Source organism: Kribbella sp. NPDC104218 (assembly GCF_055584105.1).
Genome location: NZ_JBVJMQ010000001.1, coordinates 1,126,941 through 1,143,640, shown reverse-complemented (window position 1 = coordinate 1,143,640; position 16,700 = coordinate 1,126,941). Strand labels below are relative to the sequence as shown.

The 16,700-nt window shown below is 69.4% G+C and carries 11 protein-coding genes; 10 read left to right on the top strand and 1 reads right to left on the bottom strand.

Going from position 1 to position 16,700, the window contains the following annotated elements:
• The 4 genes from ACZ6ZD_RS05405 (at position 1) to ACZ6ZD_RS05390 (ending at position 4,652) form a co-directional block, all read left to right on the top strand.
• Entirely contained in the window at positions 1 to 1,665 is a 1,665-nt protein-coding gene (locus ACZ6ZD_RS05405) for an L-aspartate oxidase (protein ID WP_465668590.1), read from the top strand.
• Positions 1,658 to 2,512 carry a carboxylating nicotinate-nucleotide diphosphorylase gene (gene nadC, locus ACZ6ZD_RS05400; RefSeq protein WP_465668588.1) on the top strand — a complete coding sequence of 285 codons (855 nt, stop codon included), beginning with the start codon at positions 1,658 to 1,660 and terminating at the stop codon, positions 2,510 to 2,512. Before ACZ6ZD_RS05405 ends, nadC begins: the two co-directional genes overlap by 8 nt.
• The gene (locus tag ACZ6ZD_RS05395; RefSeq protein WP_465668586.1) at positions 2,512 to 3,276 is read left to right on the top strand and encodes a type III pantothenate kinase; all 765 of its coding nucleotides are present in this window, start codon (positions 2,512 to 2,514) and stop codon (positions 3,274 to 3,276) included. Before nadC ends, ACZ6ZD_RS05395 begins: the two co-directional genes overlap by 1 nt.
• 80 nt (positions 3,277 to 3,356) lie before the next feature.
• Complete coding sequence (locus ACZ6ZD_RS05390) at positions 3,357 to 4,652, top strand: hypothetical protein (RefSeq protein ID WP_465668584.1); 1,296 nt, start codon at positions 3,357 to 3,359, stop codon at positions 4,650 to 4,652.
• Here ACZ6ZD_RS05390 and ACZ6ZD_RS05385 read toward each other — a convergent pair.
• The gene (locus ACZ6ZD_RS05385; RefSeq protein ID WP_465668582.1) at positions 4,649 to 5,287 is read right to left on the bottom strand and encodes a DedA family protein; all 639 of its coding nucleotides are present in this window, start codon (positions 5,285 to 5,287) and stop codon (positions 4,649 to 4,651) included. The genes ACZ6ZD_RS05390 and ACZ6ZD_RS05385 overlap by 4 nt on opposite strands.
• 190 nt (positions 5,288 to 5,477) lie before the next feature.
• Between ACZ6ZD_RS05385 and lysS the strand changes: the two genes are divergently transcribed.
• The 6 genes from lysS (at position 5,478) to ACZ6ZD_RS05355 (ending at position 16,662) form a co-directional block, all read left to right on the top strand.
• Entirely contained in the window at positions 5,478 to 6,998 is a 1,521-nt protein-coding gene (gene lysS, locus ACZ6ZD_RS05380) for a lysine--tRNA ligase (protein WP_465668580.1), read from the top strand.
• 226 nt (positions 6,999 to 7,224) lie between these two features.
• Entirely contained in the window at positions 7,225 to 7,554 is a 330-nt protein-coding gene (locus ACZ6ZD_RS05375) for a histone-like nucleoid-structuring protein Lsr2 (protein ID WP_171675089.1), read from the top strand.
• A 336-nt stretch (positions 7,555 to 7,890) separates the two neighbouring features.
• Positions 7,891 to 10,425, top strand: coding sequence for an ATP-dependent Clp protease ATP-binding subunit (locus tag ACZ6ZD_RS05370; RefSeq protein ID WP_465668578.1), 2,535 nt, complete (start codon positions 7,891 to 7,893; stop codon positions 10,423 to 10,425).
• Between the two features lie 168 nt (positions 10,426 to 10,593).
• Positions 10,594 to 13,458 (top strand): AfsR/SARP family transcriptional regulator, encoded by a 2,865-nt coding sequence (locus tag ACZ6ZD_RS05365; protein ID WP_465668576.1) that lies wholly within the window; start codon positions 10,594 to 10,596, stop codon positions 13,456 to 13,458.
• A gap of 204 nt (positions 13,459 to 13,662) precedes the next feature.
• Entirely contained in the window at positions 13,663 to 15,645 is a 1,983-nt protein-coding gene (locus ACZ6ZD_RS05360) for a kinetoplast-associated-like protein (protein ID WP_465668574.1), read from the top strand.
• A gap of 72 nt (positions 15,646 to 15,717) precedes the next feature.
• The gene (locus tag ACZ6ZD_RS05355) at positions 15,718 to 16,662 is read left to right on the top strand and encodes a DivIVA domain-containing protein (protein ID WP_465668572.1); all 945 of its coding nucleotides are present in this window, start codon (positions 15,718 to 15,720) and stop codon (positions 16,660 to 16,662) included.
• Positions 16,663 to 16,700 lie beyond the last annotated feature (38 nt).

Sequence of the window (16,700 nt, the reverse complement as noted above, 5' to 3'; positions counted from 1 at the left end):
ATGACCGCACCCGCAGTCCCACAACGGCTGTCCGCACCGGAGCCGGGCTGGACCGACACTGTTGACGTAGTGGTGATCGGCTCCGGTATTGCCGGGCTGACCGCTGCTCTGAAGGCCCGTGAGCTGGGCACCGTGCTCGTGGTGACGAAAGATGTCGTCGCTTCCGGATCGACCCAGTGGGCGCAGGGCGGGATCGCCGCGGCTCTCAGCCCGGAGGACTCCCCGGAGGACCATCTGCACGACACTCTGGTCGCCGGTGCTGGTCTGTGCGACCCGGAGGCTGTCCGGGCGTTGGTGACCGAGGGGCCGGACGCCGTCCGCGATCTGATCGAGCTGGGTGCGCGATTCGACACTCTGGCCGACGGAGAGATCTCACTGACCCGTGAGGGTGGCCACCACCGCAACCGAATCGCCCACGCCGGCGGCGACGCTACGGGCGCGGAGATCGAGCGCGCGCTGGTCGCCGCGGTGAAGCGGGCGCCGGACATCCGGCTCATCGAGCACGCGCTGGTCATCGACCTGCTCACCGCAGCGGACGGCGCGATCGCCGGCGTCACGCTGCACGTGATGGGTGAGGGTCAGCTGGACGGTATCGGCGCGATCCGTAGCCGCGTCGTCATTCTCGCCTCCGGCGGACTCGGCCAGCTGTACGCCGCGACCACCAACCCCAGCGTCTCCACCGGTGACGGCATGGCGCTGGCGTTGCGAGCCGGCGCGAAGGTGCGCGACCTGGAGTTCGTGCAGTTCCACCCGACCGTGTTGTGGCTGGGCAAGAGCGCGAAAGGCCAGCAGCCGTTGGTCTCCGAGGCTGTCCGCGGCGAGGGCGCGTTCCTGGTCGACCACGAGGGCAACCGGTTCATGCAGGGGCAGCACGAGCTGGCCGACCTGGCGCCGCGTGACATCGTCGCCAAGGCGATCATGCGACAGATGCTTGCCTCCGGCAAGGATCACGTCTATCTGGACGCGCGGCACTTCGGCGACGAGAAGTGGCGGGTGCGGTTCCCGACCATTCTGGCGTCCTGCCGGTCGCACGGTATCGATCCGGTCCGGGAGCTGATTCCAGTTGCACCGGCTTGCCACTACTCCTCCGGTGGCGTCTGGACCGACCTGAACGGGCAGACCTCCGTGCCCGGTCTCTACGCCTGCGGTGAGGTTGCGTGCACCGGCGTCCATGGTGCGAACCGCCTCGCCTCGAACTCACTGCTCGAAGGTCTGGTCTTCGCGCGGCGGATCGCTGCCCAGCTGGCCGAGGGGCTGCCGGAATGGCGGGAGCCGGTCGTCGACACCCGCATCCCCGGGCTGGTCGACCCGGACGTCGTACCGGAGCTGCAGCGGATCATGACGGTCGGTGCGGGCGTCATTCGCAGCGCTACCGGGCTGGACGAGGCAGGAGCCGCGCTCGGCAAGTTGATCGAGCTTCCGGCCGGTGAGCCGGGGACTCCGGGCTGGGAGGCGACCAACCTGGTGACTGTCGCCTCCGCGCTGGTCGCTGCTGCAACGGTCCGCGAGGAGAGCCGCGGCTCGCACTGGCGCGAGGACCACCCAGATCGCGACGATGAACAGTGGTCGGGCAATCTGGACCTGACACTGCCCGCGGACGGCGACCGCGCCCGTCCGGGGACGACGTTCGTACCGCAAGCCGAGGAGAGCCACCGGAATGGATGACACCGTCGACCGCAAACAGGTCGAGGAGCTGGTGCGGGCAACCATCGCCGAGGACCTGGCCGGTGGGGTCGATGTGACCACCACGGCAACCATCGGCGCCGATCAGGTCTCGGTGGCCGAGCTGGTCGCCCGAGCCGACGGAGTGGTCGCTGGGCTCGAGATCGCCGAGCTGGTGGCCCGGCAGGTCGCAGAGCCGGAGTCCGTCGACATCGAGCATCTGGTCCGTGACGGCGCCGCCGTACGGCGTGGTGACGTGCTGATGACCGTGCGGGGCCGGACTCGGCAGCTGCTGACCGCCGAGCGGACCATGCTGAACCTGCTCTGCCACCTGTCCGGGGTGGCGACGCTGACCCGGCGTTGGGTGGACGCCGTCGACGGCACCGGCGCAGTCATTCGGGACACCCGCAAGACGATGCCGTTGCTGCGATCGCTGGAGAAATACGCCGTCCGCGCGGGCGGGGGCCGCAATCACCGCATGGGTCTGTCGGACGCCGCGCTGATCAAGGACAACCACGTCCTCGCGGCCGGCGGCGTCGCACCGGCGTTCCGGCTGGTCCGGGAGGCCTTCCCGAACATCGGGATCGAGGTCGAGGTGGACACGATCGAGGACGCGCTGATCGCGGTGGAGGTCGGAGCCGAGCTGATCCTGCTCGACAACATGGACGTCCCGCTGCTGCGGGAGGCGGTCGAGAAGGTGGCCGGCCGGGCCAAGCTGGAGGCGTCCGGCGGTCTGACGCTGGAGCGGGCCCGCGAGGTCGCCGAGACCGGCGTCGACTACCTGGCTGTCGGTGCGCTCACGCACTCCGCTCCGGTGCTCGACATCGCGCTGGACCTGCGAGACGCCTGATGCTGCTAGCCGTCGCCGTCGAGAACACCAGGACCCTTGCGGGCCTGGTGTTCGAGGGCACGGTCAAACGGCACTGGTGGGTGAGCACCGACTCCCGACGGACGGCGGACGAGTGGGCAGTGCTCCTACAGGGGCTGCTGGCAGGTGAGGCGCCGGTATCCGGCATCGCGGTCTGTTCCGCCGTACCGCAGGTGCTGCACGAGCTGCGGGACGTGGTGGCGCGTTACTACGGTGACGTGCCCAGTGTGGTCGTAGAGCCCGGCGTAAAGACCGGTCTGCCCGTTCTGGTCGACAACCCGCGCGAAGTCGGCACAGACCGGATCGCTAACGCGCTGGCCGCCGTCCACCTGTACGGCGCGCCCTGCCTCGTCGTCGACGTCGGGACGGCGATCACGATCGACGTGGTGAACGCAGCCGGAGCCTTCGCCGGGGGAGTCATTGCTCCCGGCATCGAGACGTCGACCGACGCCCTCGGCGACGCCGCAGCCCAACTACGCCGCGTAGAGCTGCTCCGCCCTCGCACACTGGTGGCGAAGAACACCGTCGAGGCCCTCCAGTCCGGCGCCGTCCACGGCTTCGCCGCCCTGGTGGACGGTCTGGTCGCCCGCATCACCGCAGACCAGTCCTTCGCCCCGGACATCCCCGTCGTGCTGACCGGCGCTCTCGCGCCCCTACTGCGCCGCGACCTCACGACACCGGTCCAGCACGAGCCGCTACTCCCCCTGCGCGGGCTGTACCAGGCTTTCGCCCGTAACCACTCCTAGGACTCGATCGGGCGTCGTACAACTCTTCCGGTATAGGGTTTCGGCGTCGGTTGTGAGGCAGCTGAGACGGGGTGGTCCGAGTGCGGCGGGTGCTCGCCGGGACGCTGGGCGTGGTGGCGTGCGCGTCGTTGCTGACCGCGTGCTCCAGCGATCCGGTGCCCGAGGACGTCGGTGTCGTGTGGGCGCCTGGCCGGACGGCTGTTCGGGTGACCTGGCAGGACGACAATGCGCCCAACCGGCTCACGATCGAGGGTGTGCTCAGCGAAGGGCCGTCGTACGTGCATTACCTGCCGGCCACGGCGGGGAACAGTTGGGACATTCCGACGTCGGCTTTTCCGCCGGACGGCAATTACCGGGTGGCGGTCGGAATCGGGACGACGGAGACCGGTGTGACCAGCAAACTGGCGCGGTCGCCGGTTTTCGACACCGACGGTCCGGTACGGCCGAGTTCGGCCAATGTGGCCGCGCAGGGGCGTGGAGTGCTGATCCGCTGGGCGGTGCCGTCCGCGCCGCAGGACTTCACTCCCAACGACCCGCTGGACGTGGAGGGGACGAAGACGCAGAAGTATGTGCCGATGGTCGGTCGGCCGGGTGAGCTGCTGCAGCAGATCGCTCCGGCGACCACCTCCACCCGGCACGTCATCAACAGCATCAAGCCGCCGTTCCTGTTCCAGCTCCGTACGGAGAACGAATGGGGCAGCAACCTCGGCGGTCAGGTCGCTGGGCTGACCAGCGAGGTGACGGCGTTCGCACCGCCGAACGGGCAGTTCAGCCTGGCGATGCGGGTGCGTGGCCGAGTCATCCAGCAGGAGACGTTCTGCGCGGCGGAGTCCCTGTGCGACCAGCGGCGGCTCACCTCGGCCGGCGTACCGCTGACAGTGCTCACGCAGGTCACGCCGAAGGCGCGCTGGACGCCGTTGGCCCGCGGAAAGACCACCGCGGGCGGGCACTACGACATCCCGGTCATTGTCGGTGGCAGTCGCCCGTACAAGGTCGTCGTCGACCAGTACGCGCGGCCGGGGTTCCTGACCGGTGCTTCGGTTAGTCCGCCGGTGTTCACCCGCGGTGTGGTGCGCGTGCTGGCGGCCGGCTACCTCGGCGGGAACAGCAAGAAGAGCGGTGAAACGGTGACGGCGTTCGCGCGCGTGGCGCCGGCGTACACCTCGGTCGCGCGGCTACAGGTCTGGAACCGGCAGACCCGGCAGTGGGCGTTGGTGAAGTTCGTCGCGCTGAACCGCGGGCAGGCCGTGTTCGCCTTCAAGGCCGGCGCGGCCGGGACGTATCAGTACCGCTGGGTCTTCCCGCCGGCGGCGCAGGGCGGCCGGAACATGAGCGGCCTGACCACGCCGGCGATCAACCTGCGCATCCGCCCCTAGGCCTCGGCGGACGTCGGCTCCAGCTCGGCCGGCCGGTGCCGGCGGCGGATCCGGACGTAGGTGTACGCCGCGATCGCGCCGAGCGCGACGACGACCAGCGCCCAGATCGACAGCTGGCCGAAGATCTTGTCCGCGTTGTCGCCGATGTGGAAGGCGACGATGCCGATCGTCGTCGACCAGGCGATCCCGCCGGTCGCGTTGGCGATCAGGAACTTCGGGTACGGCATCCGCAGCGTGCCGGCCATCGGGCCCGCGAAGATCCGCAGCAGCGCGACGAACCGGCCGAAGAAGACCGTCCAGACGCCGTACCGGTGGAAGTACTTCTCGGCCCGCTCGATCCGGTCGGCGGAGAAGTGTTTGAACCGGCGGCCGAGCCGGTCGAACAGGCCGCGACCGGCGCGGCGGCCGATGTAGTACCCGACCGAATCGCCGATGATCGCACCCGTCGCGGCGGCGCCGATCACGAACTCCAGCCGCAGGTCGCCCTGGGAGGCCAGCAATGCGGCGGCGATCAGCGTCGTCTCGCCCGGCAGCGGCACGCCCATGCTCTCGACGCCGATGACGAGCCCCACCACCAGATACGCCAGAACTGCCAGACCGCCGGTCGGAATCCCAATCGCAAGCGCTTCCCCCATGTACCCATAGTTACATCACCCGGCAAGCTATTAGTTGATTCGGGAGCAACTTCGGGGGAAATCCAGGGTCCTGAGGCGGCCACGGCCGGCTGCGATCCATCACACTGAGTGATTGTCACTTTCCGCGCGCCGGACAGCCGGCCGACAAACGATTCGGCTGTCAAGGTGTTGAGTCACTAGCCTTTGTCCCATGACTGACGCACCCGTGAACCCGACGAACCCCGACGACGGGCAGGACGACCTGCCCGAGCAGCTGCGGGTCCGCCGGGAGAAGCGTGACCGCCTGCTGGCGGAGGGGGTGCAGCCCTACCCGATCTCCGTGCCCCGCACGCACCTGCTCAAGGAGCTGCGGGCGACGTACGACGCCCAGGAGCTGGAGCCGGACACCAAGACCGGCCTGCAGGTCTCCGTGGTCGGCCGGGTGATCTTCCTGCGCAACACCGGCAAGCTCTGCTTCGTCCGGCTCCGGGAGGGGGACGGGACCGAGCTGCAGGTGATGCTGTCACTGGCCGACGTCGGCGAGGAGGAGCTGGCCCGGTTCAAGCAGCTGGTCGACATCGGCGACCTGCTGGCGGTCCAGGGCGAGGTCGTGACGAGCCGGCGCGGCGAGCTGTCCGTGCAGGCGACCGGCTGGCAGATGGCCGCCAAGACGCTGCGCCCGCTGCCGAACGAGCACAAGCCCCTCAACGAGGAGGCGCGCGTCCGGCTGCGGTACGTCGACCTGATCGTCCGGCCCGAGGCCCGGGAGATGGTCCGGATCAAGGCCGCCGTCCTGAAGTCGCTGCGCGCGACCTACGACGCGCACGACTTCATCGAGGTCGAGACGCCGGTGCTGCAGCTGACCAACGGCGGCGCCGCGGCTCGGCCGTTCAACACGCACCTGAACGCCTTCGACCAGGAGATGAAGCTGCGGATCGCGCTCGAGCTCGATCTGAAGCGCGCGATGATCGGCGGCGTCGACCGGGTCTTCGAGATCGGCCGGACGTTCCGCAACGAGGGGCTGGACTCCACCCACGCCGCGGAATTCTCGATGATCGAGGCGTACCAGGCCTACGGCGATTACGACACGATGGCCGAACTGATCCAGGAGCTGATCGGGAACGCCGGTCGCGCGATCGGCCGCACGGTCGTCACCGCGCGCGACGGTTCGCAGATCGATCTGACCGCGCCGTTCCGGCACGCGACGCTTTTCGGGCTGCTCTCGGAAGCGGTCGGCGAGGCCGTCGACCAGACCACCGACCTGCCCGCGCTGCTGAAGTTGGCCGAGCAGCACGAGATCGAGCTGCAGCCCGGCCGGAATGCCGGCGAGATCGCCGTCGACTTGTTCGAGAAGCTGTGCGAGCACACGCTCATCCAGCCCACCTTTGTGCGTGACTATCCGGAGTCGGCGCGGCCGCTGGCCAAGCCGCACCGGGAAATCCCGGGCCTGGTCGAAGCGTGGGATCTGTTCGTCAACGGCGTCGAGCTCGGGGTCGCCTACTCGGAGCTCAACGACCCGGTGATCCAGCGCGATCGCCTGGTGGAGCAGTCGTTGCTGGCCGCGGCCGGCGATCCCGAGGCGATGGATCTGGACGAGGACTTCCTGCGCGCGATGGAGTTCGGGATGCCGCCGGCCGGCGGTATGGGAATGGGCCTGGACCGGCTGATCATGCTGTACACCGGGGCCGGTATCCGGGAGACGATTCTCTTCCCCTTGCTGCGCCCGGAGTGAGGCCGGGGTGATTTCTTGAACGGGTCGCGACTGCTGCATAGCACAGGCGCGACCCGCTTCATTTCCCGGGTCCTTTCGAATACGTAAGGTCACGAGTCGGCCGTCACATCTTTCGGCTCATTCCCCGAGATGAATGACAAGCAGGGTGTTTGTACGGTACAAATCAGGTGCGAACAATTCAGCAGGGGATTGTGCCCGGTGCCGGGCGCGGAAAGGAACGTCATCGATGGCGCAAAGGGTGCAGGTGGTCCTCGAGGACGATCTCGACGGCGGTAAAGCCGATGAGACCGTGACCTTCGGGCTGGACGGGACGACGTACGAGATCGACCTGTCCAAGAAGAACGCCGCCAAACTGCGCGACGCCCTCGCCGGGTACGTCGGCTCGGCCCGCCGGGTCGCCGGCCGCCGGGGTGCGGCCGGACGCGCGCGCGGCCGCGGCCGTTCGGCGTCGGACTCCGCCGACATCCGGGCCTGGGCCAAGGACAACGGCTACGAGGTCAGCGAGCGGGGCCGGATCTCGGCCGAGGTACGCGCGGCGTACAACGAGGCCAAGTAATTTCCTCAGGCTCTCGCGGTCCCGGTACCCTTGGGGTATCGGGACCGTCCGCATTCCGGTTGTTTCAGGATGCGGACAACATGATCGGATGGTGCCTGACAAGGCAGCCACCAGCGGAAATTCGCTGGTGGCGAACACGCTGTCCGATCGTGGTCAGGCGGGAACACCCTGGAGATCGGTGCGGTTGTTCCCTTGTGATGCCGCCCGGGTGTCCGATCGAACAGTGATTGTTTGTTCGCCCACAGCGAGCTTGTCGGCGCCGGGGACTAGCATGCATGTACGGGGGTCGGCCCACACGGCACGTCCGACTCCTCTGAGGCAAGGAGCGCTTTGGCGATGTTTGAACGATTTACGGACCGCGCCCGTCGGGTAGTCGTCCTGGCTCAGGAAGAGGCCAGGATGCTCAGCCACAACTACATCGGGACCGAGCACATCCTGCTCGGCCTGATCCACGAGGGTGAAGGTGTCGCCGCCAAGGCTCTCGAGAGCCTGGGAATTTCGCTCGAGGCCGTCCGCTCGCAGGTCGAGGAGATCATCGGCCAGGGGCAGCAGGCACCGAGCGGGCACATCCCGTTCACCCCCCGCGCCAAGAAGGTGCTGGAGCTCTCCCTGCGCGAGGCCCTGCAGCTGGGCCACAACTACATCGGCACCGAGCACATCCTGCTCGGCCTCATCCGCGAGGGTGAGGGCGTCGCCGCGCAGGTCCTGGTCAAGCTCGGCGCGGACCTGAACAAGGTCCGGCAGCAGGTCATCCAGCTGCTGAGCGGCTACCAGGGCAAGGAGCCGACCACCGCCGGTGGGGCCACCACCGAAGGTGCGCCGAGCAGCTCCCTGGTGCTCGACCAGTTCGGCCGGAACTACACCCAGTCCGCTCGGGAGGCGAAACTCGACCCGGTGATCGGGCGCGAGACCGAGATCGAGCGGGTCATGCAGGTGCTGTCCCGGCGGACCAAGAACAACCCCGTCCTGATCGGTGAGCCGGGTGTCGGCAAGACCGCGATCGTGGAGGGTCTGGCTCAGCAGATCGTCCGCGGTGACGTCCCGGAGACGCTCAAGGACAAGCAGATCTACTCCCTCGACCTCGGCGCCCTGGTGGCGGGTTCCCGCTACCGCGGTGACTTCGAGGAGCGCCTGAAGAAGGTGCTGAAGGAGATCCGCACCCGCGGTGACATCGTGCTGTTCATCGACGAGATCCACACCCTCGTCGGGGCCGGCGCGGCCGAGGGCGCGATCGACGCGGCGAGCATCCTGAAGCCGATGCTGGCCCGCGGTGAGCTGCAGACCATCGGCGCCACCACCCTCGACGAGTACCGCAAGTACGTCGAGAAGGACGCCGCGCTGGAGCGCCGCTTCCAGCCGATCCAGGTGGCCGAGCCCTCGATCGCGCACACGATCGAGATCCTCAAGGGGCTGCGGGACCGCTACGAGGCGCACCACCGGGTGACGATCACCGACGCCGCCCTGGTGAACGCCGCGCAGATGGCCGACCGGTACATCTCCGACCGGTTCCTGCCGGACAAGGCGATCGACCTGATCGACGAGGCCGGCGCCCGGTTGCGGATCCGCCGGATGACCGCTCCGCCGGACCTGCGCGAGTTCGACGAGAAGATCGCGAACGTGCGCCGGGAGAAGGAGTCGGCGATCGACGCGCAGGACTTCGAGCGCGCCGCGGGGCTCCGCGACGACGAGAAGAAACTGATCAACGCGAAGGCCGAGCGCGAGAAGCAGTGGAAGGCCGGCGACATGGACGTCGTCGCCGAGGTCGACGAGGAGCTGATCGCCGAGGTGCTCAGCACCGCGACCGGTATCCCCGTCTTCAAGCTGACCGAGGAGGAGTCCTCGCGGCTGCTCGACATGGAGAAGGTGCTGCACAAGCAGTACATCGGCCAGGAGGACGCGGTGAAGGCGCTGTCGCGCTCGATCCGCCGGACCCGCGCCGGTCTGAAGGACCCGCGCCGCCCGAGCGGCTCGTTCATCTTCGCCGGGCCGTCCGGTGTCGGTAAGACCGAGCTGTCGAAGGTGCTGACCGAGTTCCTGTTCGGCGACCAGAACGCGCTGATCAGCCTCGACATGTCGGAGTACTCGGAGAAGCACACGGCCTCCCGGCTGTTCGGCTCGCCTCCTGGGTACGTCGGCTACGAAGAGGGCGGCCAGCTGACCGAGAAGGTCCGCCGCAAGCCGTTCTCGGTGGTGCTGTTCGACGAGGTCGAGAAGGCCCACCCGGACATCTTCAACTCGCTGCTGCAGATCCTGGACGAAGGTCGCCTGACCGACGCCCAGGGCCGCGTGGTCGACTTCAAGAACACCGTCATCATCATGACCACGAACCTCGGTACCAAGGACATCTCGCGGGGCAGCCTCGGCTTCTCCCAGGGTGGCGACGGCCAGGGCTCGTACGAGCGGATGAAGTCGAAGGTCACCGAGGAGCTCAAGCAGCACTTCCGGCCGGAGTTCCTGAACCGCGTCGACGAGATCGTCGTCTTCCGCCAGCACAGCAAGGACGACATCGTGAAGATCGTCGACCTGATGCTGACCCAGGTGGAGGAGCGGCTCAAGGACAAGGACATGGGGATCGAGCTCACCCCGGCCGCGAAGGCGCTGGTCGCCGATCGCGGGTTCGACCCGGTGATGGGCGCTCGCCCGCTGCGTCGCGCGCTGCAGCGTGACGTGGAGGACGTGCTGGCCGAGAAGATCCTGTTCGGGGAGCTGCGGCCCGGCCAGATCGTCCTGGTCGATGTCGCCCCGGAGGGCACCGTGAACGAAGACGGTCTGCGTGAGTACTTCACCTTCACCGGAACGCCGAAAGCCGGCGCCTCCGACCTGGAGCTGACCGATCTGGCCGCCGGGGGCACCGGCGTCCAGGACTCGTAAGACCTGGTAAGTAGTAAAAGGCCCCACACTTCGGTGTGGGGCCTTTTACGTGTCCGAACCCCGGGACGATGCGCAGGTTTTCCCGCAGCCGATCGGCAAGGTATTCGATCCTGATCGAAAAGTGTCCGCATTCGCGCGGCGCGACTCGGTCGCTCCTACACTGCGGATATGCCGTCGGGGCTCCGGATCGATCTGCTCGGACCGCTTGCGGTTCGCAGCGGTCCGGCCGAGCTGTCCGTGGGTCCGCTCCGGCAGCAGGCGATGTTCGCGGTGCTCGCGCTGAACGCCGACCGGGTGCTGACGCCGGAGCAGTTGCTCGACCTGGTCTGGGACGACGATCCGCCGCCGAGCGGGATCAAGGTCGTTCCGACCTACGTGTACCGGATCCGCAAGTCGCTCCCGGACGACGTCCGGCTGGAGCGGACGACGGCCGGCTACATCCTGCGGCTCGATCCGGGCGTCCTGGATCTGGAGCGGTTCGAGACGCTGATCGCGGCGGCCGGTCGAGTCGGTACGCCGGAGCAGGCGCTGGCGATGCACGACGAGGCGCTCGCGCTGTTCCGCGGTCAGCCGCTCAGCGGCCTGCCCGGGCAGTACCTGGCCGGGCAGCGACGCCGGATCGCGGAGCGCCGGGAGAAGGCGCTCGGTGCGCGCATCGAGTTGCAGCTCGCCGCCGGGCGGCATGTCGAGGCCATCCCCGAGCTGATCAGCCTGGTCGCCGATCATCCCTTCGACGAGCGCTTCGCCGTCCTGTTGATGAACGCGCTCGCCGGGAGCGGCCGGCAGGCTGAGGCGCTCGACACCTATCAACGCGTCCGCCGGACCCTGGTCGAGCAGCTCGGTATCGAGCCCGGTCCGGAGCTGCGCGCCGCTCAGCAGGCCTTGTTGCGCGTCGACCCGGCCCCGGCGGCGCCCGTCCGCAACGAGCTGCCGTACGGCGGCGCTGCGTTCGCCGGTCGGTCCGCTGAGCTCGCCGAGGTCGTGGCCGCACTGCGTCCGAGTCAGGGCTCCGCGCCGCCGGTGCTGGCGATCGACGGGATGGCCGGGATCGGCAAGACCGCGCTCGCGGTCCAGGCCGGGCATCGACTCGCGACGCATTACCCGGATGGTCAGTTGTTCGTCGACCTGCATGGGCACACGCCCGGGCGCGCGCCGCTGGGCAGCGAGCAGGCGATCGACCATCTGTTGCGCGGCATCGGCGTACCGGCCGACAAGATTCCGCACTGTCTCGAAGAGCGGTACGCGTTGTGGCGTTCGCGGTCCGCGCGGTTGCGGCTGCTCGTCGTCCTGGACAACGCGCCGGACGCCGCGACCGTCCGGCCTTTGTTGCCGGGGGCACCGGAATGCGCTGTGCTGGTGACGAGCCGGCGATTGCTGGTCGAGCTGGATGCCAAGCGTCGCTTGGGTCTTGGGCTGTTGCCGATGGACGACGCGGTCGCACTGCTCGCCGAGCTGGCCGGTCCGGGACGTGGTGACGAGACCGTCGTCCGGGAGCTGGCGGAGCTCTGCGGCCGGTTGCCGCTCGCGCTGCGGATCGCCGGCGCCCGATTGCGGCACCGGCCCGCCTGGACTGTGCAGCATCTGAATCAGCGGCTGCAGGGCTCGCGCCGGCTCCGCGAGCTGGACGGCGACGCGAACGGCGTCCGGACGGCGTTCGCGGTGTCGTACGAGCATCTGCCCGCGGACCAAGGCCTGCTGTTCAGCTGCCTGGGGTCCTTTCCTGGTAAGGACTTCGACGCCGCGGCCGCCGCTGCACTCGCCGGTCTGGAGCCTGCGGACGCCGAGCGGCTGCTCGACCAGCTGGTCGACGCCTCGCTCCTGCTGGAGCTGCGGCCGGGCCGGTACGAGTTCCACGACCTGCTGCGCGGGTACGCCGCCGAGGTCACCGACGCCAACCACGTCGGCGGCGTGCTGCGCGTCATCGAGCATTATCTGGACGTCGGCGGCGCGGAGCTGGATCTGGCCTGGGCCGATCTGGAGCGAGCGAATCTGCTGGCCACGCTGGATGTCGCCGTCACGCAGGAGTGGCACGACGCCGTCGTCCGGCTGGCTCTGGTACTCGCGCCGTACCTGCATACGCGTGGTCGGCTGGAGGAGATCGACCATGTGCTGACGGCCGGGCTGGCGGCAGCCGCGCGTGCGCAGGACGCCGAAGGGGAGGCGCGGCTGCTGTACCTGCAAGGGCACATCTGGCAGTTCCGGTGTGGCGGCGACAAGGGTGTGACGGACCTCCGGCGAGCGGCCGAGCTGGCGCCGGACACCGCGCCGGGGTTGCAAGCCCGCATTCTCGGCTCGCTCGGCTACACACTGGGCACGCAGGAGCCGGCGTCCGACCACAGCGAGCTGCTGCGGACGTCGCTGCGCCTCGGACAGCTCGCCGGGGACAAGCGCGCGGTCGTCGAGACGCTGGGCCGGCTCGCTGCGCTAGCCGTCCGGCAGCAGGAGTTCACGCGTGCGCTCGAGTACTACGAACGCGCGCTGGACCTGGCCCGGGAGCTCGGCGACGAACGCCTCGAGCCCGAACTGCTGAACGGGATCGCCGTCTGCCGGCTCGCCGATGACGAGCCGCTTCCGGCGCTCGAAGCGACCAGGGCCGCTCAGCGCCTCGCAGCGACGCACTCGCTGGACTTCTCGCTCAGCTACGCCCTCTGCCACCAGGGCGAGGCCTACCGGCGGATGGGGCGGACGAAGCTCGCCGTCGAGATCCACGAGCAGGCGCTGACACTGGCGATCGAGAACTGCACCCATCTGGACGAGATCGACGCCCGCCTCCACCTGGCGCGCAGTCTGCGCACTGCGCAGCGACCTGACGCGGCGACGGCGCAGTACGACCTGGCGCTCCGGCTCTCTCAGGACGGCCACCACACGCCGGGCATGGTGGAGGCGTTGACCGGTCTGGCCGACTGCACGCCGGACCGGGTCCGCGCCGTCCGGCTGTTGCGCCAGGCGCATGCCCAGGCCGCCGGTTCGGGCCACGCGGCATTGGCCGCCCGGGTCGAGCAGCGTCTGACGCCGACCGCGCTGCCGAGCTGACGAACGGTGTTCCAATCACAGTCGGTGAGTTCGCACGGCTGATTCGGGGTTCTGGTCCGGCCGGATCTCACAGGCTGTGCTGGACACGCACGCGACTGGAAAAGTCAGTTACCTGGCACCTAGGTTTCGCGTTGTAACCCTGTGACCACGTTGATGGGACCCGGACTGTCGGAAAGGGGGCCGGGGATGGAATCATCTCGTCGCATGGACGCGCCGCGTCTGCCGCTGACCCAGGAACCGGTCGCTGACACCGGTTCCTTTGGCGTGCGGCAAGCCGGCGGAGTGCTCGAGCGCGCGCAGCGGATCGCGGACACCCTGCGCGAACAGGCGGAGTACGAGAACGACCTCGCCCGCGAGGAGGCCGAGCGCGTCCGCGCCGAGAACGAGCAGCTCCAGGCGACGGCCGAGGCCGCCGCGCAGAAGCTTCGCGCGGATGCGACGTCGTCCGCGCAACGGCTGCTGACCGACGCCGAGCGCGCGGCCGAGCAGCTGCGGGCCGAGTCCGAGGCCGAGGCCGAGCGGGTTCGCGCCGCGGCGGACGAGGCGGCCGAGCGGTTACAGGCCGAGTCCACGGCCGAGGCCGAGCGGGTACGTCGGGAGGCGGCTGAAGCGGCCGCGAAGCTGCAGGCGGAGTCGACCACCGAGGCCGAGCGGGTCCGCCACGAGGCGACCACGACGGCGGAGCGGCTGAAGGCGAGCTCGGAGAGCGCGGCCGAGCAGCTGCGCGCGACCGTGGCCGACGAGGTCGGTAAGCGGCGGGCGGAGACCGAGGCCGCCGTCGAGCAGTTGCGCACCGAGAGCCAGGCGACCGCGGATCGGTTACGCGCCGACTCCCAGGCTGCCGCCGACCGCCGGATCGCCGCGGCCGAGGCCGAAGCCGGCCGATTGAAGGAAGAGGCCGACGACCTGCTCGCGGATGCGCGCCGGGTCCGGGAGGCCGCCGAGCAGATGGTCGACCGGGCCGGCCGCGAGGCGCAGCAGCTGGTCGCCGACGCCGGTGAGCAGGCCGCGCTCGTGTCGCAGGCCGCCGTCCGCAACGAGGCCGATCTGATCCAGCGCGCGGAGTCCGAGGCCGGTGACCTGCGGGCCGCCGTCGAGCTCGAGGTCGAGGCCGCGCGGGAGAAGTCGCGGGCCCAGATCGCCGAGGCACATGCCGAGATCGAGCGGCTGCGCGGCGAGAACCGCACCGAGCTGGAGCGCCGGACTGCGGAGCTGGAGGAGACCGAGCGGGCGAAGCTGGCCGCGATCTCGCTCGAGGTGGACAAGCTGCGCGCCGAGGCGGTCGCCGAGCTGGCCGAGCGCAAGGCCGAGGCCGAGCTGGCCAACGAGCAGCTGATGGCCGACGCCCGCGCCCAGGCCAAGCTGGTCGTCGACTCGATCGAGGCGGACCGGCGGGCCGCCACCGGCGAGGCGCAGCGGATCGTCGACGACGCGAACAAGGCGGCCGAGACGGCGCTGGCCGAGGCCGAGAAGCAGACGCTGTGGAGCAAGAAGACCGTCGACGACCTGATCGGCGCCGCCGAGTCGGAGGCGCAGTCGATCCGGGAGCGGGCCGCCGCCGAGGCGAGCGAGCTGCTCCGGCAGAAGCGGGCGCATCTGCGCCGCGTCGTCGGGCGCTCGACCAGCCGGCTCAAGCAGACCCAGGACGCGATCGCCAAGGAGAACGCCGAGCTCACCGAGCTGGCCGAGACCACGCTGACGACGGCGTCCGAGCAGGCGGAGGCGACGCTGACCGCCGCGCGCACGGAGGCGGCCAAGGTGACCGTCCAGGCGCAGACCCGGGTCGACCGGCAGAAACTCGCCGCGGAGACCGAGGCCAAGGAGATCGTCGAGCGCGCCAAGCGCCGCGAGACCGAGGCGCAGGCCGGCGTCCAGGTGCTCCGCGAGCGCGCGGCCAACGACCTGGCCGACGCGCAGCGCCAGTCGCACGAGCTGATTCGCAAGTCCCGCGCCGAGGCGCAGCAGCTGGAGGCCCAGGCCCGCGAACACGCGGACGAGCTGCGTGCGCAAGCCCGTAAACTTCTCGCCGATGCCGAGGCGAGAGTCGCGGCACTGAACCAGCGTCGCGACGAGATCACCAAGGAGCTCACCCAGCTCTCGGGTGTGATCGAGGCACTCGCTGTACCGGGGTTCCGCCCAGGTGGTGGAATGTCCTCCAGTGAAGGTTCCACGGGGGAATCAGGATGAGGACGTGACAGTCAGATCCTTGTCAGTGACAATGTGTGATCCACCCACCCATCGAAGTGAGTATCGGAAAACATGAGCAGTGAAAGCCCAACCCCGTTCCGTACCGTTCTGCGTGGCTACGAGCCCGCTCAGGTGGACCAGCACATCCGTGAGCTGACCACCTCGCTGACCGCGCTGCAGCAGCAGTCCGAGCAGCTCCAGCGGCACGTCCAGGAGCTGCAGCAGCGCACGGACGCCGCGGAATCGGCCGTCATCTCCGCCCAGGAGGACAACAAGGACCGCACTCCGACCTTCACCGAGTTCGGTGAGCGGGTGGCGAAGATCCTGTCGCTGGCCGACGACGAGGCCCGTGACCTGGTGACCCGTGCGCGCACCGACGCCGAGGCGATCGTCGCCGACGCCGAGGTGCACTCCAAGAAGGTGCGCAAGGAGGCCGAGCAGTACTCCCTCGACTGGAAGAGCGAGGTCGACGCGGAGGCGGCTCGCATCCTCGAGGAGGCCCGGACGCAGGCCGACGACATGCGGGACGAGGCCGAGCGCGACGCGACCGCCCGCCGCTCCGAGGCGCAGGCGCTGTACGAGCAGGAGCGCGCCAAGTCCGCGCAGGCCGCGGCCGCCTTCGAGACCACCCTGGCCGAGCGCCGCGGCAAGGTCGAGCAGGAGTTCGCCGCGCGCACCGCGCTGGCCGAGCAGCAGCTGGCCGCCGTCACCGACCGCGCCGCCCAGGTGCAGCGCGAGGCCGACCGGGCTCGCTCCGAGGCCGAGCGCCTGGCCCAGCAGCAGCTGGCCGACGCGAACCGTCAGGCCCAGGAGATCGTTGCCGCCGCCAAGGACAAGAGCGAGCGGATCCGCGCCGAGTCCGAGCGTGAGCTCGCGGCCGCGACCCAGCGTCGCGACAGCATCAACGCGCAGCTGACCAACGTCCGCCAGATGCTGGCGACGCTGTCCGGCTCCCCGGCGATGCCGCTCGACCTCCTCGCCGACGACGAAGAAGTGGACGCCGGCAAGAAGAACTGAAAAACCCTGCAAAAAGCCGGTCCGACACCTCGGACCGG

What these genes read in the sequence shown, in the direction of transcription:
- ACZ6ZD_RS05405 (WP_465668590.1), top strand. Translation starts at nt 1, where the DNA reads ATGACCGCACCCGCAGTCCCACAACGGCTGTCCGCACCGGAGCCGGGC.
- nadC (WP_465668588.1), top strand. Translation starts at nt 1,658, where the DNA reads ATGGATGACACCGTCGACCGCAAACAGGTCGAGGAGCTGGTGCGGGCA.
- ACZ6ZD_RS05395 (WP_465668586.1), top strand. Translation starts at nt 2,512, where the DNA reads ATGCTGCTAGCCGTCGCCGTCGAGAACACCAGGACCCTTGCGGGCCTG.
- ACZ6ZD_RS05385 (WP_465668582.1), bottom strand. Translation starts at nt 5,287, where the DNA reads ATGGGGGAAGCGCTTGCGATTGGGATTCCGACCGGCGGTCTGGCAGTT.
- lysS (WP_465668580.1), top strand. Translation starts at nt 5,478, where the DNA reads ATGACTGACGCACCCGTGAACCCGACGAACCCCGACGACGGGCAGGAC.
- ACZ6ZD_RS05375 (WP_171675089.1), top strand. Translation starts at nt 7,225, where the DNA reads ATGGCGCAAAGGGTGCAGGTGGTCCTCGAGGACGATCTCGACGGCGGT.
- ACZ6ZD_RS05370 (WP_465668578.1), top strand. Translation starts at nt 7,891, where the DNA reads ATGTTTGAACGATTTACGGACCGCGCCCGTCGGGTAGTCGTCCTGGCT.
- ACZ6ZD_RS05365 (WP_465668576.1), top strand. Translation starts at nt 10,594, where the DNA reads ATGCCGTCGGGGCTCCGGATCGATCTGCTCGGACCGCTTGCGGTTCGC.
- ACZ6ZD_RS05360 (WP_465668574.1), top strand. Translation starts at nt 13,663, where the DNA reads ATGGACGCGCCGCGTCTGCCGCTGACCCAGGAACCGGTCGCTGACACC.
- ACZ6ZD_RS05355 (WP_465668572.1), top strand. Translation starts at nt 15,718, where the DNA reads ATGAGCAGTGAAAGCCCAACCCCGTTCCGTACCGTTCTGCGTGGCTAC.